General features: G+C 71.1%; 19 protein-coding genes and 1 pseudogene. 10 read left to right on the top strand and 10 right to left on the bottom strand.

Annotated features, from left to right (window positions below; all coding sequences use genetic code 11):
* Positions 1-15 precede the first annotated feature (15 nt).
* The 3 genes from ACIBK3_RS41555 to ACIBK3_RS41545 all read left to right on the top strand — a co-directional run bounded on the left by ACIBK3_RS41555 (position 16) and on the right by ACIBK3_RS41545 (position 3,305).
* Positions 16-933, top strand: a complete 918-nt coding sequence (locus tag ACIBK3_RS41555) for an SDR family NAD(P)-dependent oxidoreductase (RefSeq protein ID WP_399373395.1) — start codon at positions 16-18, stop codon at positions 931-933.
* 165 nt (positions 934-1,098) lie between these two features.
* On the top strand, positions 1,099-2,247 hold the full coding sequence (locus tag ACIBK3_RS41550; protein ID WP_399373392.1) for an acyl-CoA dehydrogenase family protein: 1,149 nt from the start codon (positions 1,099-1,101) through the stop codon (positions 2,245-2,247).
* Positions 2,247-3,305, top strand: a complete 1,059-nt coding sequence (locus ACIBK3_RS41545) for a Zn-dependent alcohol dehydrogenase (RefSeq protein ID WP_399373391.1) — start codon at positions 2,247-2,249, stop codon at positions 3,303-3,305. Before ACIBK3_RS41550 ends, ACIBK3_RS41545 begins: the two co-directional genes overlap by 1 nt.
* 1,312 nt (positions 3,306-4,617) lie before the next feature.
* Here the strand turns inward: ACIBK3_RS41545 and ACIBK3_RS41540 are convergent.
* Positions 4,618-5,682 carry a GlxA family transcriptional regulator gene (locus ACIBK3_RS41540; protein ID WP_399373388.1) on the bottom strand — a complete coding sequence of 355 codons (1,065 nt, stop codon included), beginning with the start codon at positions 5,680-5,682 and terminating at the stop codon, positions 4,618-4,620.
* A 71-nt stretch (positions 5,683-5,753) separates the two neighbouring features.
* On the opposite strand from ACIBK3_RS41540, the gene ACIBK3_RS41535 reads away from it, so the two are divergent.
* Complete coding sequence (locus tag ACIBK3_RS41535; protein WP_399373386.1) at positions 5,754-7,100, top strand: MFS transporter; 1,347 nt, start codon at positions 5,754-5,756, stop codon at positions 7,098-7,100.
* A gap of 57 nt (positions 7,101-7,157) precedes the next feature.
* Complete coding sequence (locus tag ACIBK3_RS41530) at positions 7,158-7,307, top strand: hypothetical protein (protein WP_399373519.1); 150 nt, start codon at positions 7,158-7,160, stop codon at positions 7,305-7,307.
* A gap of 21 nt (positions 7,308-7,328) precedes the next feature.
* Here ACIBK3_RS41530 and ACIBK3_RS41525 read toward each other — a convergent pair whose 3' ends face one another.
* From ACIBK3_RS41525 to ACIBK3_RS41495, 7 genes are all read right to left on the bottom strand, one after another.
* Positions 7,329-8,909 carry a glycoside hydrolase 43 family protein gene (locus ACIBK3_RS41525; RefSeq protein ID WP_399373383.1) on the bottom strand — a complete coding sequence of 527 codons (1,581 nt, stop codon included), beginning with the start codon at positions 8,907-8,909 and terminating at the stop codon, positions 7,329-7,331.
* A gap of 462 nt (positions 8,910-9,371) precedes the next feature.
* Complete coding sequence (locus ACIBK3_RS41520) at positions 9,372-10,811, bottom strand: non-reducing end alpha-L-arabinofuranosidase family hydrolase (protein WP_399373381.1); 1,440 nt, start codon at positions 10,809-10,811, stop codon at positions 9,372-9,374.
* 593 nt (positions 10,812-11,404) lie between these two features.
* The gene (locus ACIBK3_RS41515) at positions 11,405-12,013 is read right to left on the bottom strand and encodes a flavin reductase family protein (protein WP_399373380.1); all 609 of its coding nucleotides are present in this window, start codon (positions 12,011-12,013) and stop codon (positions 11,405-11,407) included.
* A gap of 73 nt (positions 12,014-12,086) precedes the next feature.
* On the bottom strand, positions 12,087-12,908 hold the full coding sequence (locus tag ACIBK3_RS41510; protein WP_399373379.1) for an enoyl-CoA hydratase/isomerase family protein: 822 nt from the start codon (positions 12,906-12,908) through the stop codon (positions 12,087-12,089).
* A gap of 7 nt (positions 12,909-12,915) precedes the next feature.
* Positions 12,916-15,141, bottom strand: coding sequence for an acetate--CoA ligase family protein (locus ACIBK3_RS41505; RefSeq protein WP_399373376.1), 2,226 nt, complete (start codon positions 15,139-15,141; stop codon positions 12,916-12,918).
* Between the two features lie 150 nt (positions 15,142-15,291).
* Positions 15,292-16,815 (bottom strand): flavin monoamine oxidase family protein, encoded by a 1,524-nt coding sequence (locus ACIBK3_RS41500; protein WP_399373375.1) that lies wholly within the window; start codon positions 16,813-16,815, stop codon positions 15,292-15,294.
* 161 nt (positions 16,816-16,976) lie between these two features.
* Positions 16,977-18,212 (bottom strand): flavin-containing monooxygenase, encoded by a 1,236-nt coding sequence (locus ACIBK3_RS41495; RefSeq protein ID WP_399373373.1) that lies wholly within the window; start codon positions 18,210-18,212, stop codon positions 16,977-16,979.
* Positions 18,213-18,443: 231 nt separating this feature from the next.
* On the opposite strand from ACIBK3_RS41495, the gene ACIBK3_RS41490 reads away from it, so the two are divergent.
* From ACIBK3_RS41490 to ACIBK3_RS41475, 4 genes and pseudogenes are all read left to right on the top strand, one after another.
* Entirely contained in the window at positions 18,444-18,893 is a 450-nt protein-coding gene (locus tag ACIBK3_RS41490; RefSeq protein ID WP_030673228.1) for a DoxX family membrane protein, read from the top strand.
* Positions 18,890-19,273, top strand: a pseudogene (locus tag ACIBK3_RS41485) (Zn-ribbon domain-containing OB-fold protein); the annotation flags it as partial. The gene ACIBK3_RS41490 and the pseudogene ACIBK3_RS41485, both read left to right, overlap by 4 nt.
* 206 nt (positions 19,274-19,479) lie before the next feature.
* The gene (locus ACIBK3_RS41480; RefSeq protein ID WP_399373371.1) at positions 19,480-20,118 is read left to right on the top strand and encodes a GNAT family N-acetyltransferase; all 639 of its coding nucleotides are present in this window, start codon (positions 19,480-19,482) and stop codon (positions 20,116-20,118) included.
* Between the two features lie 61 nt (positions 20,119-20,179).
* Complete coding sequence (locus tag ACIBK3_RS41475) at positions 20,180-21,040, top strand: GNAT family N-acetyltransferase (protein ID WP_399373368.1); 861 nt, start codon at positions 20,180-20,182, stop codon at positions 21,038-21,040.
* Positions 21,041-21,103: 63 nt separating this feature from the next.
* On the opposite strand, the gene ACIBK3_RS41470 is transcribed toward ACIBK3_RS41475, so the two are convergent.
* Complete coding sequence (locus ACIBK3_RS41470; RefSeq protein WP_399373366.1) at positions 21,104-21,769, bottom strand: pyridoxal 5'-phosphate synthase; 666 nt, start codon at positions 21,767-21,769, stop codon at positions 21,104-21,106.
* A gap of 401 nt (positions 21,770-22,170) precedes the next feature.
* Here ACIBK3_RS41470 and ACIBK3_RS41465 point away from each other — a divergent pair, with 401 nt between their 5' ends.
* Positions 22,171-23,382: an RNA-guided endonuclease InsQ/TnpB family protein gene (locus ACIBK3_RS41465; RefSeq protein ID WP_399373364.1), complete on the top strand. Its 1,212-nt coding sequence runs from the start codon at positions 22,171-22,173 to the stop codon at positions 23,380-23,382.
* A gap of 35 nt (positions 23,383-23,417) precedes the next feature.
* On the opposite strand, the gene ACIBK3_RS41460 is transcribed toward ACIBK3_RS41465, so the two are convergent.
* Complete coding sequence (locus ACIBK3_RS41460; protein WP_399373363.1) at positions 23,418-24,587, bottom strand: thiolase C-terminal domain-containing protein; 1,170 nt, start codon at positions 24,585-24,587, stop codon at positions 23,418-23,420.
* Positions 24,588-24,703 lie beyond the last annotated feature (116 nt).

The following is a 24,703-nucleotide window of genomic DNA, read 5'->3' as shown; positions in this document are numbered from 1 at the left end:
GGGAAGGGGCCGGGCGTGGGGAACTTCTTGGCAGGCAAGGTGGTCGCCGTGACCGGCGCCGGCCGGGGCATCGGCCGGGCGGTGGCGCGTGCGGCCGCCGCCGAGGGCGCGCGGGTCGTCGTCAACGACTACGGGGTCTCCGTCGACGGCGCCTCGCCGACCAGCTCGGTCGCCGAGGCCGTGGTCAAGGAGATCGAGGCGGCGGGCGGGGACGCGGTCGCGGTGGCCGACGACGTGTCGACCATGGCGGGCGGTCAGCGGATCGTGGACGTGGCGCTGTCGTCGTACGGGCGACTCGACGGGGTCGTGTGCGTGGCCGGGATCCTGCGCGAGCGGATGCTGTTCAACATGTCCGAGGAGGAGTGGGATCCCGTCGTGGCGACCCACCTCAAGGGCACGTTCACGGTGTTCCGGGCGGCGTCGGCGGTGATGCGGCGGCAGCGGGCGGGAACCCTGATCGGGTTCACCAGCGGAAACCATCAGGGGTCCGTGTCCCAGGCCAACTACAGCGCGGCGAAGGGCGGGATCATCTCGCTCGTGCGCAGTGCGGCGCTGGGGCTGCACAAGTACGGGGTGACCGCCAACGCGGTCGCGCCGGTTGCTCGTACGCGGATGTCGGCGAACGTTCCCATGGAGCTGGCGGAGATCGGGGAGCCGGAGGACGTGGCCGCTCTCGTCGTGTATCTGCTGTCGGAGCGGGCTCGGGAGCAGCAGATCACCGGGCAGGTGTACACGGTCGCGGGGCCGAAGATCGCGGTGTGGGCGCAGCCGAGGGAACTGCGTTCGGCTTACTCGGAAGGGGACGGCTGGACGCCGGAGCGGATCGCGGAGTTCCTGCCGGGGTCGGTGGGGGTGGATCCGATGCCGATGCTGTCGCGCTTGGAGGGGATGGAGAGGGCGGCGAGGGACGGGGCACGGCCGAACGCCCAGTAGGTCGGGGTGCGCGTTGTCCGGCGGGTGCGGGTGCGGGTGCGGGTGCGGGTGCGGGTGCGGGTGCGGGTGGTGGGGGCTGGGAGCGCCCACGCGGCCAAGTCGCATGTCGATACAGCCCCGTGCCCTTTGGTTGGCCGATTCGACCGGCGCTTGAAGGAGACCCTTGTGGACTTTGGATTCACCTCCGAGGACGACAGCTTCCGCGCGGAGGCCAGGGAGTGGCTCGCGGCGCACGCCGGCGGAGCCGAGGACCGCCGTACCTGGGAACGCACCCTCGGCAAAGCCGGCTGGATCGGGATCGGGTGGGGGCAGGACGGGTACGGCAACCGGTGCGCCACACTCACCCAACAGGTCGCCTGGGCCGAGGAGTACACGCGGTCGGGGGCGCCCCCGCGGTCCGGGCACATCGGGGAGAACCTGCTCGCGCCGACCCTGCTCGCGCACGGTACCGACGAGCAGAAGACGCGCTTTCTGCCGCCGGTCGCCGCCGGGGAGGAACTCTGGTGTCAGGGGTACAGCGAGCCGGACGCCGGGTCCGATCTGGCCGGTGTGCGGACCGCGGCCGTGCGGGAGGGGGCGGGGTACCGGATCACGGGGCAGAAGATCTGGACCTCGCTGGCCCACGAGGCGGACTGGTGTTTCGTGCTCGCGCGGACGGAGGCGGGCTCGCACCGGCATCACGGGCTGAGCTTCCTCCTGGTGCCCATGGACCAGCCCGGGCGCATAGAGGTGCGGCCCATCCGGCAGTTGACCGGGACGAGCGAGTTCAACGAGGTCTTCTTCGACGGGGCACGCGCGCGTGCGGAACACGTTGTCGGGGGTGAGGGCGGCGGCTGGAAGGTCGCGATGAGTCTGCTCGGGTTCGAGCGGGGGGTGTCCACGCTGGCCCAGCAGATCGGGTTCGCCCAGGAGTTGGGGCAGGTGGTACGGGCGGCCCTGGCGACGGGGGCCGTCGCCGATCCCGTCGTACGGGAACGGCTTGTGCGCCAGTGGGCCGAGCTGCGGGCGATGCGGTGGAACGCCCTGCGGACTCTTGGGCGTTCGGGGGACGCGGGGGCGCCCAGCGTGGCCAAGCTGTTGTGGGGCGGGTGGCATCAGCGGCTGGGGGAGCTGGCGATGCTGGTGCGGGGCGCCGAGGCGGCCGTGGGGCCCGCGCGGTGGTCGGCTGCGGAGCCGTACCAACTCGACGCGCTGCAGCACCTGTTCCTCTTCTCCCGGGCCGACACCATCTACGGCGGCTCGGACCAGGTTCAGCGCACGATCATCGCCGAGCGGGTGCTCGGCCTGCCCAGGGAACCCAAGGGGGTCGTCTGATGCGCGGCGTGCTGTTCGACGGCAGGCGGACCGAGGTCGTGGACGATCTGGAGGTGCGCGATCCCGGACCCGGTGAGGTGCGGGTCGCGATCTCGGCGGCCGGGTTGTGCCACAGCGACCTGTCCGTGGTGGACGGGACCATACCGTTCCCCGTTCCCGTGGTGCTCGGCCATGAGGGGGCCGGTGTGGTGGAGGCGGTGGGGGCCGGTGTCTCGCATGTGCGGCCCGGCGACCACGTGGCCCTGTCCACGCTCGCCAACTGCGGGGCGTGCGCGGAGTGCGACCGGGGGCGGCCGACGATGTGCCGGCAGGCGATCGGGCGGCCGGGGCAGCCGTTCACGCGGGACGGGCGGCCCGTGTTCCAGTTCGCGTCCAACTCGGCCTTCGCGGAACGGACCGTGGTGAAGGCCGTGCAGGCGGTGCGGATATCGAAGGACATCCCGCTGACGTCCGCCGCGCTCATCGGGTGCGGGGTGCTGACCGGGGTGGGCGCCGTGCTCAACCGGGCGAAGGTGGACCGCGGGGACAGTGTGCTGGTGATCGGCACGGGCGGGATCGGGCTCAACGTCCTTCAGGGCGCGCGGATCGCGGGGGCGCTGCGGATCGTGGCGGTGGACGCCAATCCGGCGAAGGAAGCGGTGGCACGGCAGTTCGGGGCCACCCACTTCCTGACCTCCGTTCAGGGGGTGCGGGACGTCCTGCCGACGGGGGCGGACCACGCCTTCGAGTGCGTCGGGCGGGTCGAGTTGGTCCGGGCCGCGATCGACTCGCTGGACCGGCACGGACAGGCGGTCCTGCTGGGTGTTCCGCCGGCGACCGCCGAGGCGTCCTTCCTCGTCTCGTCGCTGTACCTGGACAAGTCGGTCCTCGGCTGCCGCTACGGCTCCTCCCGCCCGCAGCGGGACATCCCGCTGTACGCCGAGCTCTACCGGGAAGGGCGGCTGCTGCTCGACGAGTTGGTGACCGAGACGTACCCGGTGGAGGACTTCGAGAAGGCGGTGGCGGACGCGGAGGCGGGGCGGGTGGCGCGGGGGGTGCTGACTTTCGGGAGGGCGTGAGCACCCTTACTGAGGGGCGCTCGGGAGTTTTCCACAGGTGCCGGAAATCCACTGGGGCGTTGTCAGTGCGGACCTCTAGCGTCGTTCCATGACCTACCGTGACATCGCCTCGAAGCAGGTCCTGACCTGGGCCTGCACCGCCGTGGGCGCACGTATGCCGGTGGCCATGGCCCCGCTGGCCCTGGTCTTCCTGGTGCGCGAGCGCCCGGGCGGCTACTCGCTGGGCGCGATCCTCGCGGCGGCCTACGTCATCGGTGAGATCGTCGGCGCTCCGGTTCTGGGGATGCGCCTGCGCCCGGACCGGGCTCGCTCCCATCTGGCCGTCGGTCTCGCCGTGGGGGCCGCCGGTTTCGCGGGGCTGGGGGTGTTCCCCGACGTGCATGCGGCCGTCCTCGCCGCGTTCGCCTTCGTGGCCGGTGCCGCCCCGGCCGCCGCCACCGGCGGTCTGCGTACGCTGCTGACCACGCTGGTCCCGGAGCGCGTGGCGGCGCAGGCGCTGTCCGTCGAGTCGATCCTGACGGCCGGGATATGGGCCGTCTCCCCGGCCGCGGTCGCCGGCCTGGCCCTCGGTGTCGCACCGTCCGTCCCGCTGCTCCTCGCCGCCGCCCTGATGGCGTCGTCGGTCGCGGGCCTGTGGTTGCTTCCGGCCGTATGGGGCGGAGACGACGGAGGCGGTGCAGGCGGTGCAGGCGGTGCAGGCGGCGGAGGCGGCGTGGACGGCACAGGTGGCGAGGTGCGGACGGGCGGGCCGCTGCTGCGGCTCCTGGTCGGTGCCTGGCCGGTGTACGTCATGGGCGCGGCCAGTCTGGCCCTGCTCGGCCTGGCCGAACTCGTGCTGCCGGCCCTGCTCGAACAGCGGGGCATCGGCGTCGGCTGGTCCGGCCCGCTGCTGACCGGGATGGCGGTCGGCGGCGGGCTCGGTGCCTTCGTCCACGGGCTTCGGTCCTGGCCCGGGCGGCTGCGGACCCGCAGCGTGGTGCTGATGGCCGGCACATCGGCCTGCGTGGCCCTCGCCGCGCTGATACCGGACAAGGCCGGGATCGCCGTCGCGCTGGTCGTCGGCGGCACGCTCCAGTCGTGCGCGATGCTCACCCGCAACCTGTCCCTGCGCGAGGCCCTCCCGCCGAGCGCCCTGGCCGCGGGGTATTCGGTGATGTACGCGGCCGCGGGCGCGGGTTACGCGGCGACCGGCTCCCTCGCCGGGGCCCTGCTGGAGGTGGCGGCTCCGTCCACGGCGATCCTGGCCGGGGTCGGCCTGACCCTGACGCTCACCGCGATCGGCTGGTGGGGCGAGGCACGGCGCGGCCACGGGTCAGCGCGGGACGCCGACCTCGCGGTGACTCCCGGCCCTGCTGCTCCCGTCGGTCCCGCTGGTCCCGCTGTCCCCGTCGCCCCCGGCCCGGAAGGTGCGGCGATACGCGGTCGGGGTGACTCCGAGGGCGGTCTGTAGGTGCTGCCGCATCGACTGGGCGGTGCCGAAGCCGGCGTCGCGGGCCACCTGGTCGACGGACAGGTCGGTGGACTCCAGCAGGTGCCGGGCCCGTTCCACCCGCTGCTGGGTGAGCCACTGGCCCGGGCTGACGCCGACCTCCTCGCGGAAACGGCGCGTGAAGGTGCGTACGGACATGGCCTCCTGCTCGGCCATGTCCCGCAGCTGGATCGGCTCGTGGAGGCGGCCCAGCGCCCAGGCGCGGGCGGCGGTCGTGGACGACAGCTGCGGATCGGGCACCGGCCGGTGGATGTACTGCGCCTGCCCCCCGTCGCGGTGCGGCGGTACGACCGTGCGGCGGGCCACCTCGTTGGCGACCGCCGTCCCGTGGTCGCGGCGCACCATGTGCAGGCACAGGTCGATGCCCGCCGCGACGCCGGCCGAGGTCAGGATGTCGCCGTCGTCGATGAACAGGACGTCCGCGTCCACCTCGATCTTCGGGAAGAGACGCTGGAAGTGCTCGGCCTCGGCCCAGTGCGTGGTGGCGGGGCGGCCGTCGAGGAGACCTGCCGCGGCCAGGACGTAGACGCCGGTGCAGATGGAGGCGAGCCGGGTGCCGGGGCGGATGTGTGCGAGGGCGGCGGCCAGTTCGACGGTCAGGACGCCCTCCTCGAAGACCGGGCCGAGCTCGTACGAGGCCGGGATGATCACGGTGTCGGCGGTGGCCAGGGCCTCGGGGCCGTGGGCGACGTGGAGGGTGAAGTCGGCGTCGGTCTCGACCGGCCCCGGGGGCCGGACCGAGCAGGTGATCACCTCGTACAGATGCCGTCCCCGGGCGTCCTTGGGGCGGCCGAAGATACGGTGCGGGATGCCCAGTTCGAAGGGGAGCAGGCCGTCGAGGGCCAGTACGACGACGCGGTGGGGGCGGAACTCCGGGCCACGAGCCATGGCCCGATCCTAGCGAATGCTGTCCTCCGGGCCAGTGGCTCGGAACCCGTGCAGACCGGAAGCTCTATGTCGTGACCCAGACAACCGAAGCCGCCCACGTTCAGGAGCCCCGAGCGGGCCGGCGTCGCCCCCGCATCCACCGTGCCTGGTTCGTCGCCGCCGTCACCTTCGTGACGATCATCGGTGCCGCCGCCTTCCGATCGCTGCCCGGACTGCTCATCGACCCCCTGCACGACGAGTTCCAGTGGTCGCGCGGCACCATCAGCATGGCCGTCTCGATCAACCTCGCGCTGTACGGGCTCACCGCGCCCTTCGCGGCCGCGCTGATGGACCGCTTCGGCATCCGCCGGGTCGTCGCCGTCGCCCTGACCGTGATCGCGGCGGGCGCCGGTCTGACCGTGTTCATGACGGCACCCTGGCAGCTGATCCTGTGCTGGGGCCTGCTGGTCGGCCTGGGCTCCGGCTCGATGGCGCTGGCGTTCGCCGCGACGGTCACCAACCGCTGGTTCACCGAACGGCGCGGCCTGGTCACCGGCATCCTCACCGCCGCCTCGGCCTCCGGCCAGCTGATCTTCCTGCCGCTGCTGTCCTGGATCGTCGAGAATCACCGCTGGCGCCCGGCCGCCGTCACGGTCGCCCTCGCCGCCCTCGCGGTCGTCCCCTTCGTCTGGCTGCTGCTGCGCGACCACCCGGCCGACGTGGGCCTGAAGCCGTACGGGGCCAAGGAGTTCGTACCCAAGCCCGAGCCGGTTCCGGGCGCGGCCCGGCGCGCGGTCACCGTACTGTTCAAGGCCGCCCTCCCCCACTCTCGGCTGCGCTCGAGCGGGGGGACCCCCATCGGCCCCTTCTGGCTGCTCGCCGGTACCTTCGCGATCTGCGGGGCCTCCACCAACGGCCTGATCCAGACCCACTTCGTGCCCGCGGCCCACGACCACGGGATGCCCGTCACCGCGGCGGCCTCGCTCCTCGCGGTCATCGGTGTGTTCGACGTGGTCGGCACGGTGGCCTCCGGCTGGTTCACCGACCGCTTCGAACCGCGCCGGCTGCTCGCGGTGTACTACGCGCTGCGGGGTGTCTCACTGCTGTTCCTCCCCATGCTGCTGGCCCCCTCGGTCCACCCGCCGATGCTCTTCTTCATCGTCTTCTACGGCCTCGACTGGGTGGCCACCGTCCCGCCCACCGTGGCCCTGTGCCGCGAGCACTACGGCGAGGACAGCGCGATCGTCTTCGGCTGGGTCCTGGCCTCCCACCAGGTCGGCGCCGCGCTGGTGGCCTTCCTCGGCGGTCTCGCCCGGGACGTCTTCGGGACGTACGACATGATCTGGTACGCCTCGGGAGCGCTGTGCGCGGCGGCGGCGTTGATGGCGTTGGTGATCCGGCGCAGGCCGGCCGTCCAGATGGTACCGGCGGCGGTATAGACGCACAGTGGCCTGGTAGGACCCCGTCAGGTTGCTCTGACTCTCGGGTTCTGGCTGGTGGATGTTCTGGGCAGGGGGCGCTCCCAGGAATCGCGCGAGCCGACCCGCCCGGTGATCAGCGCCTCGGCGGCGGAGTTGCGCGAGGCGCAGTTCCGGCACGACGCGATGGCCGTGCGGCGCATCGTGCGAACCGCGCTGTTCGGCTGAGGGCCGGGCTGCGTCGGATGGTCAGGGCGTGCTCAACTCGAAGCGTTCCACCAGCACTTCGCCGCCGAGGGCCTGGGTGGCGTGGTTGAAGACGGCGAAGCGGTAGCCCAGGAAGAACTCCCACGCGTTGTTCATGGTGAAGGCCGGGCCGAGCGGGGTGAAGGTGGTGCCGTCGGTGCTGTAGGAGAACGTCGCCTGGCGGCCCGGCCCCGGGCTGATGTCGGCTGCGGCGCGCAGCCAGACGCGGCTGCCGGACGCGGGGAGGTCGGCGCGGGCCTGCTCGGTGCCGGTGCCGGTGGTGTTCCAGGTGGCGTCCATGGTCAGGCCGTCGACCATCACCAGCCTGCTGACGCTGTCCTGCCGCGTGACGCCGATCCAGGCGGAGGAGTCCCGCAGCATCGCCAGCCCGGTCCGGTCGCCGTCCGCCATCCCGGAGCAGTCGAGCACGACGGTCGCGGTGGAGGCGGGGCCCTGGATGCGGCGGGTGAGGGTGTTACGGGCGTTGTAGAGGTCGTCGGTGACGGTGGCGGTCCTGAGGGTGAGCCCGTTGTCGACGGTGAACGCGGCGGTGTCGGGGTTGTGGTTCCACTCCCAGTACGGCGCCAGCGCCGTCCCCTCGAAGGTGTCGGCGCCGGTCATCGGCGGGAGCGGGTGCGGGGTGACCGGGTAGGGGTATGTCTCGCCCCACGCGCCGTCGACGAGCTGGAGCTCGGGCCAGCCCTCGGCGTTCCAGGTGACCGGGGCCAGGGCGGGGACGCGGCCGCCGGGATAGGCGTCGATGAAGCCCATGTAGTACCAGTCGCCGTTCGGGGTGTCGACCAGCGCGCCCTGGTGCGGCACGCCGCCGCCGGGGATCGGGCGGGGCAGGTCCCACAGCACCTCCCGCATCTCGTACGGGCCGAAGGGGCCTGAGGTGGACTTCCAGATGTACTGCCCGGCGGTGCCGTCGGCCGGGCGGGTGACGAAGATGTAGTAGTTCCCGTTGATCTTGTAGAAGCGGGAGCCTTCCATCAGGCCGAACTCGGCGGGCTTGGTGAGCACGTGCTCGGACCTGACCTCGGTGAGCATGTCCGGGGCGAGCTGTGCGACGTGGATTTCGTTCGCGCCGTACGCCACGTACGGGGTGTCGTCGTCGAAGAGCAGCCCCGCGTCGTAGTAAATGCTGCCGATCTCGGCGTGCCGGGTCCAGGGGCCCGCCGCGTCGGTGGCGCTGTATACGTACGACCGCTGGAAGCCGATCTGGCCCAGCCAGTAGAAGGTCTCGTCGCTGGGGCGGTAGCGCATCGAGGACGCCCAGATGCCCCCGACGTACGCCCGTCCGCCGTTGAGGTCGTACGCGTCGCCGAAGTCGAGGACCGGCACCGAGTGGCCGATGAACTCCCAGTTGACCAGGTCGTAGGAGCGCAGGACGGGCGCGCCCGGCGAGTAGTGCATGGTCGAGCCGGTGTAGTAGTACGTGTCGCCGACGCGGATGACCTCGAGGTCGGCGAAGTCCTGCCAGATCACCGGGTTGGTGAACTGCTCCTGCTGGGCCGTCGTGGCCGCCGCCGCGCGCATCGCCGGCAGCGTGGTGCCCGTGACCAGGCCGGCGGTGGCCGCCATGACTCTCCGGCGGCTGTGGGGGTGTTGGAGCCAGGACATTCGAGATCAGCTTCCTCACGTGTGGGGGACCGAGAGCGAAGTGCGAGATATCAGACATAATTCTGAGTGTCGAACGGGAATACAGGATGGGGCAGGAGGGGGGCAACACCGGGCGGTCAGCGGGTGGTTGGCGGCTCGCCCACAGCAGTCGTCGTTCGGTGATCCTCGAACGCCGGCGACCCCGGCTCACTCGACAAACCCTGAAACCGACCGACTCACCAGGCTTGACGCGTTCCGCGTCTCGTGGCCGACCAGGACGAGGCCGCCACCATCCGGGTTCTCCACGTGCACGGGGCGGGCTCGGCCTTGCACCGAGCCCGCCGCTCCACCCGTTCCTGATCGCTCGCTGTGACGCTCACCCGGTTCGGCGTACGTCGTTGCCGGCGAACGTCAGGAACACCAGGACCTGCGTCACGCCACCGGCTAGCGCTGCAGTGTCAGCACGCCCGGCCGGTACGGCAGGAGGCCGTAGTCCATGCTGCCGGTGTTGGGGTCGAGCCCCTGGTGGAGGAACTGGAGGTTGCAAGGGTCGATGGTCTTGGTCTGGTCGGGGTTGGTGCGAACCAGGTCGCCGTGGCTGATGTCGTTGGTCCAGGTCGCGCCGCTGTTGGCCTTGCCGGCGAAGGGGCTGGTCACGGTGTTGGCCTGCGGCTGCGGTGTCCACGTGCCGCCGAGGCTGGTGGCCGTGAACGAGCGGAAGTAGCGGCCATACCCTGTGTAATTCTGGGCCTCGACGATCATGAGGTACTGGTTCTGACCCTGGACCTTGTAGACCTCCGGCGCCTCGAACAGGTCGAGCGCCGTGTCGCTCATGATCTTCGTGACCGAACCGAAGGTGCCCGGGAAGTTGCCGATGGGCATGCTGGACCGGTAGATGTCGCCCTGGTCGTTGGCGAAGAACATGTACATGTTCGTGTCGTCGCCGATGAGGGTCACGTCGAGGGGGCCCCCTCGATCGAGGGTGCCTGTGAAGAGGTCCTGCTGCGGGCTCCAGCCGTTGGGGTTGGTGGGGTCGCTCGAGGTGCGGTAGGAGAAGCTGTACGGCCACCCCCCGTTGTAGGCGAGCACCCAGATGTTCTTCGGGGCGAAGTAGAACAGCGTCGGCGCGATGCCATCGAAGGGAATCGTGTTCTGGGTGGCGGTGGCCATGTCGGACCAGTTCGTGAAGGGGCTGAAGGTCATCAATCCCCAGCGCCCATCGTTACCGGCGAGGGTGTTGTGCGTCGTGGCATAGACGATGTGCTTGCCGTTGTAGACGACGCTGGTGAAGTCCTTGAGCGAGGCCCACCCCGGCTTCGGCTGCGCCAGCGGACCCGTCGAGGTCCACCGGTAGGTCGACGGAAGAGCACACGTGTTGCCCGTCCCGGACAGGCCGGTCCACTTCTGGTTGTTGCCGCCGGTGCACGACCAGATCTGCACGCCCGTGCCGTTGGCCTTGCCCCAGCCCGAGACGTCCAGGCACAGCCCGGACCGCACGCCGACGATCGTGCCGTCGGAGTTCACCCGCCACTGCTGGTTGTCACTGCCGGTGCACGTCCAGATCTGCACCGGGGTCCCTGACGTGGTGGCGCCGCCCCGGACATCCAGGCACTTGTTGCCGTACACGGTCAGCTGGTTGCTGTCCGTCAACGTCCACTGCTGGTTGATTCCACCGTGGCAGTCCCAGATCTGCACCTTTGCGCCGTCGGTCTGGCTGAAGCCGTCCACATCGAGACAGCGGCCGGAATCGACACTGCGCAAGTCGCTGGTGGTGGCCGCCTGAGCCGGGCCGGCGACGAGCAGCGCCGCCAACGCGGCCAGGGCCGCAACCGCGGCGGCGAGTATTGCGGACGGGCGTCTGAGACTGAAACTACGTCTGTGCATAAGGACCTCGTCATCCTTGAGCAAGCGACTCCGGTGTGGCCCGTCAGGGGCTGTCCGGAGGCGGTGTGGTGCGGCCCTGGAGTGTTCGGCATAGCGAACAAGGGTCGTAGTGTCGAGCAAGTGGATGATAGGGATCCGGTGATCAGCGTCAATACCTCTCGCAAAATTCGCGGGCAGAAACGTTCGCACGCTGAAACCGGGCGGCTTCAAGTCCTGTGGTTGTACGGGTCTTTGCCGGTAGGGCAGGTAGCGGTGCGGGCGTGGGCTCGGTGATCATTACGGACCCCGACCAGGTCGCTGACCTCAGCCTCTCGTTCGGCTCGGTGCCCGACCCGCGCTCGCGGCGGGCCGGTGGCACTCACTGACGCCGGTCCGGTCGACGTGTGCCCGCGGCGGTCGTCTGCGGTGCGGGGAGCGTCGAGAACTCGCCGAGCGGGGTGCGAGTGGCCGGGCGAGCAGTCCTGCTCATCCTGCACCGCGGCGACGCGGCCGATGAGGGCGCGCTGCCCGGCGACTACCGCAAGATCCTGGCGATCGGTTCCGCCCCCCCCACGGGACCGGAACCCGAGATTGATCACGACCTCACACAGGCCCTAGAGGAAGCGTCCCTTGTGGAACAGCAAGGGGGCCGCGTCTTCGTCGTCGCCCGAGTCCAGCGCGTCCACCCGCCCCACCACGATGAGGTGATCGCCACCGGTGTGCACCGCGTGGATCGTGCAGTCGATCCACGCGAGCGTGCCGGCGAGGCGGGGGGAACCGGAGACGGGCGCCGGGTCGTACGCGACGCCCGCGAACTTGTTCGCTCCGCGCACCGCGAAGGCACGGCACAACTCGCCCTGGCCCGCGCTCAGGACGTTCACGCAGAAGACCCCGGCGCGGGCGATACGCGGCCAGGTCGTCGACGTACGGCCGACCATGAAGGCGACGAGGGGCGGGTCGAGGGACAGGGAGGAGAAGGACTGGCAGGCGAAGCCGGCGGGGGCGGTGCCGGGATCGGTGGCGGGTGCGGTGACAACGGTCACGCCGGTCGCGAAGTTCCCCAGCACGCGCCGGAACGCGCTCTGGTCGACGGGCGCCCGCTCGTTCTCCCGCACACACCGAAGGTCCGGTCGCGGCAGCACCTCGACGGGGCGCGCGAGAGGCGCGGTCCCGGTCGACCTGAGATACCGGACGGCGGCTTCGGCCATTCCTGCTTGTCCCATCACATCTCCCATTGAAGCTGACGGTTCGTCAGATAGGAAGGGGCAGGGAGGGCCAGGGAGGGGCCAGGTGAGGCTACCGCCCCCGGTACTCGGGGCTCCTGCGTTCCATGAAGCTCCGTACACCCTCCTGAGCGTCCGCCGTCGTCATGTTGATCTCCTGTGCGGCGGCCTCGGCGGCGAAGGCGGTGGCGCGGTCGGTGTCGAGGGAGGCGTTGACGAGCTGCTTGGTGAGGGCGAGGGCGCGGGTCGGGCCGGCGGCGAGGCGTGCGGCCCACTCGCGGGCCGTCTTGTCCAGCTCCGCGTCCGGTACGACACGGTTGACGAGGCCGAGGCGTTCGGCGTCCGTCGCGGTGAGCGCGTCGCCGAAGAACATCAGCTCCTTCGCCCGCTGCGGGCCGACGAGCCGGGGCAGGAGATACGCCCCGCCCCCGTCCGGCACCAGCCCGCGCCGGACGAACACCTCGATGAACCGGGCGGATTCCGCGGCGAGTACGAGGTCGCAGGCGAGGGCGAGGTGCGCGCCGAGGCCGGCCGCGGTGCCGTTCACGGCGGCGATGACGGGTTTCTCGCAGTCGAGGACCGCGGCGACGAGGCGCTGCGCGCCGGTGCGCAGGGTGCGGGCGACGTCGCCTGCGGTTCGCTGCCCGGTCGCCCCTGTTCCGCGGAGGTCCGCGCCCGCGCAGAATCCGCGGCCCGTGCCCGTGATCACGACCGCCCGCACGTCCGCGTCAGCGGAGGCTTCGTCGAGCAGTCGGATGATGCGTTCCCGCAGGTCAGGGGTGAGGGCGTTGAGGGTTTCGGGGCGGTTGAGGGTGATGCGGCAGACCTGGTTGTCAGTGCTGTGCCGTATCAATGACTCAACGGAGATTTCGGACTCTCGGGGGGAATCGGACATGTCCATTTCAGCGGCACACCGCCAACGCGTCCAGCGCCACCGCGCCCTGCCCCTGCGGCAGCACCATCAGTGGATTGATGTCCAGCTCCGCGAGGTCGTCCCCGAGTTCCAGGGCCATGCGCTGCACTCGCAGGACGACTTCGACCAGCGCGTCGAGATCCGCCGGGGGGCGCCCCCGGACTCCGTCGAGGAGGGCCCGCCCGCGCAGTTCGGCGCACATGTCCCGCGCCTGTTCCTCCCCGAAGGGCGGCACGCGTACGGCGGTGTCCCGCAGCACCTCGACGAGCACCCCGCCGAGCCCGACGGTCACGGCCGGTCCGAACAGCTCGTCGTGGGTGAGGCCGACGACCATCTCCACACCCCGCTCGACCATCTGGCAGACGAGGACGCCGTCCAGCGGGACGTCCTCGTAGCGGGCGATGTCGGTCAGCTCCCGGTAGGCGTCCCGGACCTGGCTGGCCGATGTCAGCCCTATCTTCACCAGCCCGAGCTCGGTCTTGTGGGCGATCCGTGCCCCGGACGCCTTCATCACCACGGGGTAGCCGACCAGCCCGGCCGCCCGCACGGCCGCCGCCGCGCTGCTCACCAACTGCTCACGCGGTACGCGAATGCCGTACGCCCGCAGCAACTGCTTCGCCGCGTGTTCGCTCAGCTGCTGTCCTGGTCGCATCAGTGCCTGCGCCTTGCGGAAGGAGGGCGAGGGGGTGCGGGGCGCGGAGTCGAAGGGGGAGCGGTAGCCGCTGACGAAGCGGTGGTGGCCGAGGTAGGCGCGGACGGCGGTGATGCAGTTCGCGACCGTGCGGAAGGTGGCCACGCGGGAGGATCCGAGCAGGACCTCGCGGTACGCGGGCTCGGTGCCGACCGGCGAGCCCCACACCACGCACACCAGCTTGTCCGTCTGCTCGGCCGCGTCCACCAGGTCCTGGACGAGCCGGTCGCTGAGCGGCGGGAAGGGCCCGGTGATCGGACAGATCAGCACCCCGACGCCGGGGTCGTCGAGGATCGCGTCGATGATTTTCCGGCCGCGCCAGTCACCGACCGGGTGACCGCCGTTGTCGACGGGGTTGGCCACGTTCAGGTACTCGGGTATCCACTGGTGCAACTCGGCCTGCTTGGCGTCCGACAGCCGCGGCAGGTTCAGGCCCGCCTCGGTGGCCAGGTCGGCGAAGTGCGCGCCCGTGCCGCCCGAGATCGAACAGACGACGACGCCGTCGGCGCGGGGTGGCCGGGCTCGGGCCAGCAGGGCGGCGGTGTCCTGGAGTTCGTCCAGGCCGTCGACGCGGATCACCCCGTACTGGCGCATCGCCGCGTCCACCACCGCGTCGGCGCCGGTCAGCTTGCCGGTGTGCGAGGCGGCCGTGCGGGCGCCGGTCTCGGTGCGGCCCACCTTGACCGCCACCACGGGCACCTTGCGACGGGCCGCGCGGTCGGCGGCGAGCAGGAAGGAGCGGCCGTCCTTGAGTCCCTCGACGTAGCAGGCGATCGCGCCGACCTCGGGCCGCTCGGCGAAGTAGGAGATGAAGTCCGCGGTCTCCAGGTCGGCCTCGTTGCCGGTGGGCGCCCAGTGGGACAGGCGGATGCCGAGTTCCTGGAGGGCGAAGACGGGGCGGCCCTGGTGGCCGGACTGCGTGATGAGGGCGATGGCCGGACCGTCCAGGTCGTCCCGGAACTCCTCGAAGGCGTTGAGGTTGGTGTTGGGGCCGAGCAGTCGCATCCCGGACCGCTCGACGGCGGCGGCGAGCCGGGCCTGGGCGGCCGCGCCCTCCACGCCCGTCTCGGCGAACCCGGAGGCGAAGACGACCGCGAACTTGGCCTTGGCCTCGGCCAGTTCCTCGATCACGGGAAGAGGGTCGGCGACCAGCAGGACCGCGAGGTCGACCTGCCCGGGCAGGTCGGCGACGGAGGGGGAGCAGGGGATGCCGAAGACGGACGGACGGGTGGGATGCACCGGGTGGAGCCGGGCCCCGACCCGCTCGGACCAGGTGAGCAGCTGCCGGGTGATCCCGGTGTTCGGCCGGCCCTCGGTGTCCGAGGCGCCGATCACCGCCACCGACTCGGGCCGGAAGAAACGGTCCAGATCGGGGACGGCGGCGTACAGCGTCCGGCCGCTGACGTCGAGATCGTCCACCTCGGCGGGCCGGCCGTGCACGGCGGGCCCGGGTTGCTCGCCGCACGCGATGACCCGGGCCCGGCGGGAGTCGGTGGTGAGGGTGCCGTGGGTTGATCCAAGCATCGGTCCGCCCGCTCCTGTGTGACTGGCAAGTAACTGACGCTCTGTCAGATTACAGAACTGACGGGTTGTCAGGAATGGGCGTGCACACAGAAAGGGTCGTGCGCACAGAAATGGTCGTGCACACAGAGAGGGACGGACCGGGGGCTTGGCCTACAGCGCCGCCAGCACCTCCTTCGCCACCCGCTCGCCCGACCGCACCGCACCGTCCATGAAGCCCATCCAGTAGGTGGACGTCTCGGTCCCGGCCCAGTGGATGCCGCCGACGGGTTTGCGCAGGGCGGGGCCGTACCGGGTCAGGACACCTGGCGCGGCGATGGAGACGGGGCCACCGCGCGTATAGGCCTCGTTGTTCCAGCGTTGCAGCACGAAGGAGGAAGGAGAGGCCGCTTTCTCGCCGAAGTACGTCACGTAGTCCTTCAGCACGGCCGCCCTGACCTCCGCCTCGCTCGCCGCGTCCAGCGCGCGCATCTCGTCGGCCTCGATGAAGCCCATCAAGGCGCCGTACGAGGCGTCGGGCGGGGAGTTGTCGAAGGTGGAGCTGACCACGCCGGTGTCGCTGACGACTTGGCCGTTGAGTCCGTCGGCACGCCAGAAGGGAGTGTCGTAGATCGCGATCGCCTTGCCGACCGAGGCCATCGGCAGGCGCTGGGTGAGCTGGTCGCGGGCGGCGGGGAGCAGGGGAGCGTACGAGATACGGGCGGCGAGGGGCGGGGGTACGGCGACGACGACCTTCTTGGCGGTGACCGTGATGCCGTCGGCCGTCACGACGTACTGGCCGCCCGACTGGCTGATCGTGCGCACCGGGGCCTTCAGCACCACCCGGTCGCCGAGTGTGGCGGCGAGTTTGATCGGCACCTGCTGGGAGCCGCCGACGAAGCGCTGTTCCTGGGCACCGTTCGCGGTCTCGGTGAGGCGTTCCAGGGTGCCGGCGTTCGACTGGTTGCCGGCGGCGGCGATGTAGAAGAGGACGAACAGGAGGGAGAGCTCACGGGGTTCGGCCGAGAAGATCGACGTACAGGCCACGTCGAGGAGGAACTTGGCGGACGGGATGACGGCGTTGGCGCGCAGCCAGGTCTCGAAGGTCTGCCGGTCCCACTCCTCGGCCTTCGCGGCGGTCCAGGGCGCGTCCACCGGGACCTGCTTGGCCATGTCGTCGAGGGAGGCCTGCACGATCGCCGCGTTGGCGAGGCCGGCCGCGTCGATCGGGGGGACCGAGCCGAGCAGCCCGTCGGTGGCGTAGGGAGTTCTCTTACCGTCCTTGTAGAGGAGGTTGTTGCCGGTGTTGTAGGTCGGGAAGGTCGCCACGCCGAGGGAGTCGGCGAGCGCCTTGATGCGGTCCTGGGTGGGGCCGATGAACTCGCCGCCGCCCTCGGTGACCCCGCCGCCCGCCAGAGGCAGGTTCACCACCCGGCCGCCGACGCGGTCGCGGGCCTCCAGGACGACGACCGTCTTCCCGCCGGCGACCAGATCGCGGGCCGCGGTGAGTCCGGCGAGGCCGCCGCCGACTATGGCGACGTCCACGGTCCGGGTGGCCGCGGCGGCCGTACCGGCGGCGGTGGTGGTGAGGGTGAGGGCCCCGGCCGCGGCGGCCGTACCGCCCAGCAGGGTGCGGCGGGAGAGCCGCGGGGGCCGGGAGGGCTGGGAGGCCTGGGAGTGCTGTCTTTCACGTGCCACGTGCATCTCCGTCATAGCGAGAGGTGGGTGGAGCTGGAAAGTGAACAGTGCTCACATTCTGGCCCCGCACGGCGGCCCCGTACAGCTCTCCGGACACATCTGACCCACAAGTAACAACAGGCTTACAGAAGAGAGTTGAGGATTCCTACGTCTCCGAGGCGTCAGCCGGGGAGGCGGGAGGCCTGGCCGGCCGTGCCCTTCGCGACGGCCTTCGTGATGGCCTTCGCGATCTTCCGGGCGTCGATGGCCAGTTCGCGGAAGGTGCCGCTGATGGGGGTGACGAAGCCGGTGAAGTAGAGGCCGGGAGCGTTCTGCGGGCTTCGGGCGCCGTTGACGACCGGGTTGCCGTCCGCGCCGAGGACGTCGAGGTGGCCTACGAGGTCTTCGAGGGCGCGGGTGTAGCCGGTGGCGGCGATGACGGCGTCCGGGGAGACAAGACTGCCGTCGGCGAGGGACACCTTGCCGTCCTCGAAGCCCTCGACGGCGGCCACGACCTCGACGCTGCCCTTGCGTACGGCGTCGATGAGACCGACGTCCTGGACCGGGATCGCGCCCTCCTTGACCCGGCTGTAGAGGCCGGTGTCGGGACGGGGCAGGCCCTGCGCGGAGAGGTCCGGCACGCTGACCTTGGCGAGCGGTACGGCGAGCCGGTCGACGAGCCGGACCGGCAGCCGTCGTACGAGGATGCCCGTCTGCTGGGCGGACCACCCGGCGGTGGAGCGCCGGGTGATGTGCGGAACCGTGCGCACCGACAGCCGCACCCGCGAGGCGCCGCCCTCCACCAGGTCGACGGCGATCTCGGCGCCGGTGTTGCCGACGCCGACGACCAGGACGTCACGGTCGGCGAAGGGCTTCGCGTTGCGGTAGTCGCCGGCGTGCAGGAACTCGCCGGTGTAGGTGTCACGGCCGGGCCAGTCCGGGACGTGCGGGGTGTGGTTGTAGCCGGTGGCGACGACCACCGCGGCGCCGGTCAGTTCGCGGCCGCCGGTGGCGTGCAGCAGCCAGCCGGTGCCGTCGGCGGTGCGCTCGACGCGGGAGACCTCCACGCCGGTGACGATCTCCAGCTCGTGGAACTCGGCGTACTTCTCCAGGTAGCGCACCACGTCGTCGCGGGCCACCCAGCGCCCGAACTTGCGTGGCATGGCCAGCCCGGGCAGGGCGGAGAGCCGGCGGGTGGTGTGCAGGTGCAGCCGTTCGTAGTGACGCCGCCAGGACGCCCCGACGTGGTCGGACCTCTCCAGCACGACGGCACGCAGACCCTGGGCACGCAGGGCGTACGCGGTGGCCAGCCCGCCGGGGCCGCCGCCGATGACGTACACGGGGCGTTCCGCGGGGTGCGACGCGGGGTGCGTCGGCTCCGCGGGGTTCGCGGACGCTGTCGAGTCGGGTTCGGCCATGTGCGCGAGCGTAATCCCGGGCGCGGTTGATGGGTCTCGGTCAAGACCGGAATTGGTTGCGGATTGATCACGCCTGTAGGAGGGATGGGTGGGGCTCGTGGCGTAGGGCGCCTGGTTGTGTGCGGAGGGAGGAGGCGGGCGCCGGCCGGCCGCTGTCGGCCTCTCGTGGTCATGGGGTTCCCGGGAAACGTCATCTGACGTACCGTCAGATCCGTGGACGCGATGGACACGATGGACACGATCTGGCTCACCGGTGCGCAGTGGCTGGCCGTGCTGCGCATAGGACTCGGCCTGTGGTGGCTGGAGAGCTGGCGGCACAAGGACAAGAAGACGTGGTTCGAGGGCGGCGGGATCACCTGGGCGGCCGACATCGCCGCCAAGCACAAGTGGACCGCCGTGCGCAGCGGCTTCGACGTGGTCGTCGCGCCGCGCCCGCGGACGATGGCGTACGTCGTCGCGTACGCCGAACTCGCCCTCGGCCTCGGGCTGATCCTCGGCTTCCTGACCCCGGTCGCGCTCGTCGGCGGACTGCTGCTCAACGTCCTCTACTTCACCCTCATGATCCACGACTGGGCCGAGCAGGGGCAGAACTCGATGATGGCCCTCATCTCCGTGGCGGCCCTGTTCGGGATGTCGTGGCAGGACTGGTCGGTGGACGGCGCGCTGGGGCTCTTCCAGTGAGCGCCCCGGACGAGCGTGTGCGCTACGACGTTCCCGAACCGGATGCCTTCACCCGCACCTACTGGAACGCCGCCGCGCAGGGCCGGCTGCTGCTCAGACGGTGCGGGGCGTGCGGGCGGGCCCATCACTACCCGCGCGAGTTCTGCCCCCACTGCTGGAGCGAGGACGTCACCTGGGAGGCGGCGAGCGGCCGGGCCACGCTCTACACCTGGTCCGTCGTCCACCGCAACGACCTGCCGCCCTTCGGCGGACGCACCCCGTACGTCGCCGCCGTGGTCGACCTCGCCGAGGGTCCGCGGATGATGACGGAGATCGTGGAGTGCGCGCAGGAGGAACTGCGGGCGGGGATGGAGCTGGAGGTCGCGTTTCGAAGCGGGGTGGACGGGACCCATGAGGTTGTTGGGACCAGCGGGGTTCTTGGGACCTCAGGGACTCGGATCGCCGCAGACAGGACGATGCCGTCGCAGCTCGCGGGCGTTTCCCGCGACGGTGCCCAGGTCGTCCCCGTCGCCCCTGTCGCCCCCGTCGTCCCGGTCGTCCCCGTATTCCGGCCGCGTCGGGGGCGGTGAGCCGGTTGAATGGGCTGATGGCCCACGTCGACGATCAGCATCGTGCCCATCCGGTTCCGTACCCGTTCCCCTTTCCCGAACTGCTCGGTCACGGACTGCGTCTGCGTCCCTGGGACGCGGAGTCCGAGGCCGACGTGGCGGCCTGGTTGCGCGGGTGCACCGACCCGGAGTTCCGGCGCTGGAACACGCCGATCAGGCTGATCACCGACGCCGACAGCGCACGGGAGTCGCTGCACTCCAAGGCCGTGCAGGCGGCGGACGGCAGCTCGGCGTCGTACTGCGTCACGGACGCCGACACCGGCACGGTCCTCGGCCACATCGGCGTCAACGCCATCCACCCCGACCTGCGCTCCGCCCGCGTCAGCTACTGGGTGCTCCCCGAGGCGCGTGGCCGCCGGGTCGCCACCCGTTCCCTGGCCCTCGCCGCCCACTGGGCCCACACCGAGCTGGGCATGCACCGCCTCGAACTCGACCACGCCCTCGGCCACGGCGCCTCCTGCCGTGTCGCCGAGCGGTGCGGATTCCGGTTCGAGGGGACCCTGCGGGGCGCGATCTTCGAGGCGGGCCGCCACGACGCCTTCCGTGACGCGCATCTGCACGCTCGCCTCGCGACGGACCCGGACCCGGACCCGGAGCCGTCGCCGGACCTCGGCTAGCCACCACGCGACGCCCGGGAAAATCACGCGCGTCGCCCGCCGTCACACGTGACCATGAAGCATGCGCCCCGACCACTGGCACCGCACCGAAGACCTCGGCCGCTTCCTCGACCGCGCCGGGAACTTCCTGCGCTCGCGACCGGCCCTGCACACCGTCCCCCTGACGGTGACCGAGACCCTCCGCACCCGTGGACCGCACGTGTACGGCGACCTTCCGCCCGTCTACGGGACCCTGGAGCGGGACGGCGCCGTGCGCGCGGCCTACTTCCAGACCCCGCCCCACCGGCTCAGCCTCACCTCCTTGACCACTGAGGAGGCCGACTCCCTTGCCGCACACCTGGAGGGTCACGGCCGACCTGTGCCCGGCGTCGTGGCGGACCGTGGGACGGCCACCGCCGTCGCCGCCGCCTGGCAGGCCCGCACCGGCGCCACGTCCACCCTCCACCAGCGCCAACGTCTCTACCGCCTGGGCACGTTGACCGACCCGCAACCCGCACCGGAGGGCCGGGCACGCATCGCCGTCGAGTCCGACCGGCCTCAACTGGTCAAGTGGTACGGCGAGTTCAGCGAGGCCATCGGTCACCCGGCCGGCGATGCCGGCTCCTGGGCCGACGCCCGTATCGCCTACGGCGGCGTCACCTTCTGGGAGGACCCGGACGGAACCCCCGTCGCCATGGCCGGGGTGACCCGGCGGGTCGCCGGCCAGGTCCGGATCGCCCCCGTCTACACCCCGGCCCGTCTGCGCGGCCGGGGGTACGCCGGTGCCGTGACCGCCGAGGTCAGCCGGGCGGCCCGGGACGCGGGCGCGGACGAGGTGCTCCTCTTCACCGACCTGGCGAACCCGACCAGCAACGGGCTCTACCAACGCATCGGATACCGGCCGGTCGCCGACTTCGCGGTGTACGACTTCGCGGCGCAGTAGTTCGCGGCGCAGTAGTTCACGGCGTACGACTCCGCCGGACAGGCTGGGTGGGACGGATGCCGCTCACGGCCACAGCAGTTCCCTGCGCCAGCCGCCCTCCCCCCGCCGGTACACCAGCCGTACGTGGCGTCGCCGTGCGTCCCCCTGGAAGAACTCGACCTCCTCCGGCCGCAGGCGGTACAGCGTCCAGGTGGAGACCGAGGCGTCCGGCTCGCGCTGCGCCCGCTCCCAGGCCTCCTGCGAGGTCCGCGTCAACTCCTCCAGTGACGTGAGGACGTCGCTCTGCCGTCCGGTGAGGGCGGCGGCCAGCGCGCCCGTGGAGCGGGCGTGCAGGTCCGCCCGGCCCTCCTCGGACGGGGCGGCCGTGACCGGGCCCCGGACCCGCACCTGACGGCCCAGGACCGGCCAGTAGAAGGCGAGGGCGGCGTACGGGCGGGCCGCCAGGTGCCCGCCCTTCCGGCTGGTCCGGTGCGTGGCGAAGGACCAGCCGTCCGCGTCGGCGCCGTGCATCATCACGATCCGTACGTCCGGCAGGCCCTCCTCGTCGGCCGTCGCGAGGGACATGGTGTGCGGCTCGGTCTGGCCCGCCGCGACCGCCTCGGTGAACCATGTGGTGAAGAGGGGCAAGGGGTCGTCCGGGGCGGTGTCCGGGTCGAAGGGTGGCAGCGTGGTCACCTCCGCGTCCCACACCCGCAGTGACCTCAGCAGCTCGTGAAGATCCGTTCCCATGCCCCGATTGTCACCGGGTTCCTCCGAGGATGCATCGGCCTTCAGGCCGGAGAGGAATCGGACTCCTGCGGAGCAGGGCCGGAAGCGGGATTTCGCCCCCAGGGCGAAACACCGTCCACCTGTCTCTTGCGGGGAGGCTCCGGCGTTCACGCCGGGGAGGAATCGCATCCGGGTGTCGCGTCGCGGAGCGTCGCCGGGTCCGGTTCAGGGCGCGGAGCGCCCGTGCTGCTGTCGGTGTCGCTGAGGTGATGCGAACGCGTGTGCCGGTGGTCGCTGGTCGGGGTGGTGGCTGGGGGATCGGGGTGCGTGTGTGCGGTTGTCGTACGTACGGTCCTTCGGAGGGTTCGGGACGGCGCGGTGTTCCGGCCGGAGACCGTGAGGGCGGGGGCGAGGTGGCGCAGGTGACGGCGGTTGCGGAGACCGGGCATGCCCGGTACACCTACCGGCTGCGCGTGTCGTCCACCGCCCGCACCGCCCTGGCGGCGGAGTGGGACCGGTGCCGCTGGGTGTGGAACGAATGCGTCGCCAAGTCCAGGGCCGTACACCTGCACAACCAGTCCACGGGTCAGAAGGCCACGTGCGGTCCGGCTCAGCTCGACAGGATGCTGACCGAAGCCCGCGCCCGCACGCCATGGCTGCGTGAGGGCTCGTCAGTCTGCCAGCAGCAGGTCATCCGTGACTTCGGCCGCTCCCGCGCCAAGGCGCACAAAGACATCCGCGAACGCCTGCCCATGGCGCGCCGGGCCGGGATGCCGAAGTGGAAATCCAAACGCGAGGAACTGCCGACCCTCAACTACACCAAGAATGGGTTCCGGTTGAAGGACGGCCGGCTGCACCTGGCGGGCGGCATCGTCGTGACGGTGGTGTGGTCGCGGGAACTGCCCTCCGAGCCGTCCTCGGTGCGCCTGTACCAGGACAGCCTCGGGCACTGGTACGCCTCGTTCGTCGTCCCCGCCCAGGTCCAGCCGCTGCCGGAGACCGGCCGCGTACTGGGTGTCGACTGGGGGGTGAAGGAGACCGCGACCACCACGTCCGACGCGTACGACCTGCCGCACGCCGGGCACGGCCAGAAGGCCGGGGCGAAGCTGACCCGGTACGACCGGATGATGGCCCGCCGCAGGCCGAAGAAGGGACAACCGGTATCGAAGGGCTACCGCGAGGCGAAACACCTGCGGGCGAAGGCGTACCAGAAGGTTGCCAGGCAGCGGGAGGACACCGGCCGTAAGTGGGCCAAGAAGGTGGTCCGCGACCACGACGCCATCGCGGTCGAGGACTTCCGCCCGAAGTTCCTGGCCAAGAGCCCTATGGCACGTAAGGCCGCTGATGCCGCCATCGGTGCCACCAAGGCCGCTCTGATCGAGATGGGCCGCAAGCACGGGCGGGACGTCCGCCTGGTCCACCCCGCGCACACCACGATGGACTGCGCGCACTGCGATGCGAGAGCCAAGCATCGCCTGCCGCTGGGTGAGCGCACCTACACCTGCACCGTGTGCGGAGAAGTGTCCCCCAGGGACAAGAACTCCGCACGCGTGATGCTCGTCCGGGCTGGTCTCAACCCGGCTGGTGCTGATGGCGGAAGACCTCCTGGAGCGCTGCTCCAGGAGGCTGCCTGAGCCAGGAATCCCCTTCCCTTCAGGGAGGGGAGGAGTCAACCCCGCCCCAGCACCACCGTCCCCGACGAGCAGAACCACCCCCCGGTCCCCGACGCCACCCCCAGTCTGGGCAGTTCCCCGCGCCGTCCCCGCACCTGCCGCGCCCCCGCCTCTCCCCGCAGTTGCCGTACCGCCTCCACCAGCAGGAACAGTCCCCGCATCCCGGGATGCTGGGCCGACAGTCCGCCCCCGTCCGTGTTGACCGGCAGCTCCCCGCCCTCGACCCTCAGCCGTCCCTTCTCCACGAACGCCCCGCCCTCGCCCTTGGCGCAGAAGCCGAGGTCTTCGAGGGTCACCAGCGTCATATAGGTGAACGCGTCGTAGATCTCCGCGAAGTCGACCTCCGCCGGCCGTACCCCGGCCCGCTCGAACGCGAGCCGTCCGCTCACCGCCGCCGGGGACACCGTGAAGTCGGGCCACTCGGACATGGCCGCGTGGGAGACGTACTCGCCGGTGCCGAGGATCCAGACCGGGGTCGAGCGGCTGTCCCGTACGTACTCCTCGGCCGCCAGCAGCACCGCCGCGCCGCCGTCCGAGCGCAGACAGCAGTGCAGCTTGGTGAAGGGGTCGGCGATCATCGGGCCGGACAGGACGTCGTCCACCGTGATCGGTTCGCGGACCATCGCCTCGGGATTCAGCGTGGCGTTGGCGCGTGCCTGCACCGCCACTTCCGCCAACTGCTCGATGGTCGTGCCGTGTTCGATCATGTGCCGACGGGCAGCCATGGCGTACTTGGCGATCAGCGTGTGGCCGTACGGCACCTCGAACTGGAGCGGGCCGCGCGCGCCGAAGGAGAGGTTGCCGGTTCTGCGGCCCGCCTTGATGTCGGCGCGGGCCGTCGAGCCGTAGGCGAGCAGCACCGCGTTCGCGTGGCCGGCGGCGATCGCGTCCGCCGCGTGCGCCGCCATGACCTCCCAGGTGGAGCCGCCCACGGAGGTGGAGTCCACCCAGGTGGGGCGCAGACCCAGATACTCGGCGACCTCGACGGGCGCGAGGGTGCCGGTGCCCGCGGAGGCGAAGCCGTCGACCACCGCGCGGTCCAGACCCGCGTCGGCGAGGGCACGGCGAGCGGCCTGGGCGTGCAGCGTGTACGGGGTGGCGTCGTCCACGCGGCCGCAGTCGGAGAGGGAGACCCCGACGATCGCGACTTTCCGAAGGCGCGTCATGAATCTGACGGTACATCAGATTCGGCGTCGGGCGGCAGGTGGCAGGTGGCAGGTGGCAGGTGACAGGTGACAGGTGGCGGGTGGCGGATGGCAGGTGGTGGGTGGCGCGGGGCTGG

It is taken from the genome of Streptomyces sp. NPDC050287 (assembly GCF_044459385.1).
Lineage (GTDB): Bacteria > Actinomycetota > Actinomycetes > Streptomycetales > Streptomycetaceae > Streptomyces.
Note: the sequence above shows the minus strand (reverse complement) of the source record. Positions and strands in the feature narration are given on the sequence as shown.

What these genes read in the sequence shown, in the direction of transcription:
- ACIBK3_RS41510 (WP_399373379.1), bottom strand. Translation starts at nt 12,908, where the DNA reads ATGTCCGATTCCCCCCGAGAGTCCGAAATCTCCGTTGAGTCATTGATA.
- ACIBK3_RS41520 (WP_399373381.1), bottom strand. Translation starts at nt 10,811, where the DNA reads ATGCACAGACGTAGTTTCAGTCTCAGACGCCCGTCCGCAATACTCGCC.
- ACIBK3_RS41525 (WP_399373383.1), bottom strand. Translation starts at nt 8,909, where the DNA reads ATGGCGGCCACCGCCGGCCTGGTCACGGGCACCACGCTGCCGGCGATG.
- ACIBK3_RS41460 (WP_399373363.1), bottom strand. Translation starts at nt 24,587, where the DNA reads ATGACGCGCCTTCGGAAAGTCGCGATCGTCGGGGTCTCCCTCTCCGAC.
- ACIBK3_RS41490 (WP_030673228.1), top strand. Translation starts at nt 18,444, where the DNA reads ATGGACACGATCTGGCTCACCGGTGCGCAGTGGCTGGCCGTGCTGCGC.
- ACIBK3_RS41480 (WP_399373371.1), top strand. Translation starts at nt 19,480, where the DNA reads ATGGCCCACGTCGACGATCAGCATCGTGCCCATCCGGTTCCGTACCCG.
- ACIBK3_RS41495 (WP_399373373.1), bottom strand. Translation starts at nt 18,212, where the DNA reads ATGGCCGAACCCGACTCGACAGCGTCCGCGAACCCCGCGGAGCCGACG.
- ACIBK3_RS41475 (WP_399373368.1), top strand. Translation starts at nt 20,180, where the DNA reads ATGCGCCCCGACCACTGGCACCGCACCGAAGACCTCGGCCGCTTCCTC.
- ACIBK3_RS41540 (WP_399373388.1), bottom strand. Translation starts at nt 5,682, where the DNA reads ATGGCTCGTGGCCCGGAGTTCCGCCCCCACCGCGTCGTCGTACTGGCC.
- ACIBK3_RS41505 (WP_399373376.1), bottom strand. Translation starts at nt 15,141, where the DNA reads ATGCTTGGATCAACCCACGGCACCCTCACCACCGACTCCCGCCGGGCC.
- ACIBK3_RS41545 (WP_399373391.1), top strand. Translation starts at nt 2,247, where the DNA reads ATGCGCGGCGTGCTGTTCGACGGCAGGCGGACCGAGGTCGTGGACGAT.
- ACIBK3_RS41470 (WP_399373366.1), bottom strand. Translation starts at nt 21,769, where the DNA reads ATGGGAACGGATCTTCACGAGCTGCTGAGGTCACTGCGGGTGTGGGAC.
- ACIBK3_RS41515 (WP_399373380.1), bottom strand. Translation starts at nt 12,013, where the DNA reads ATGGGACAAGCAGGAATGGCCGAAGCCGCCGTCCGGTATCTCAGGTCG.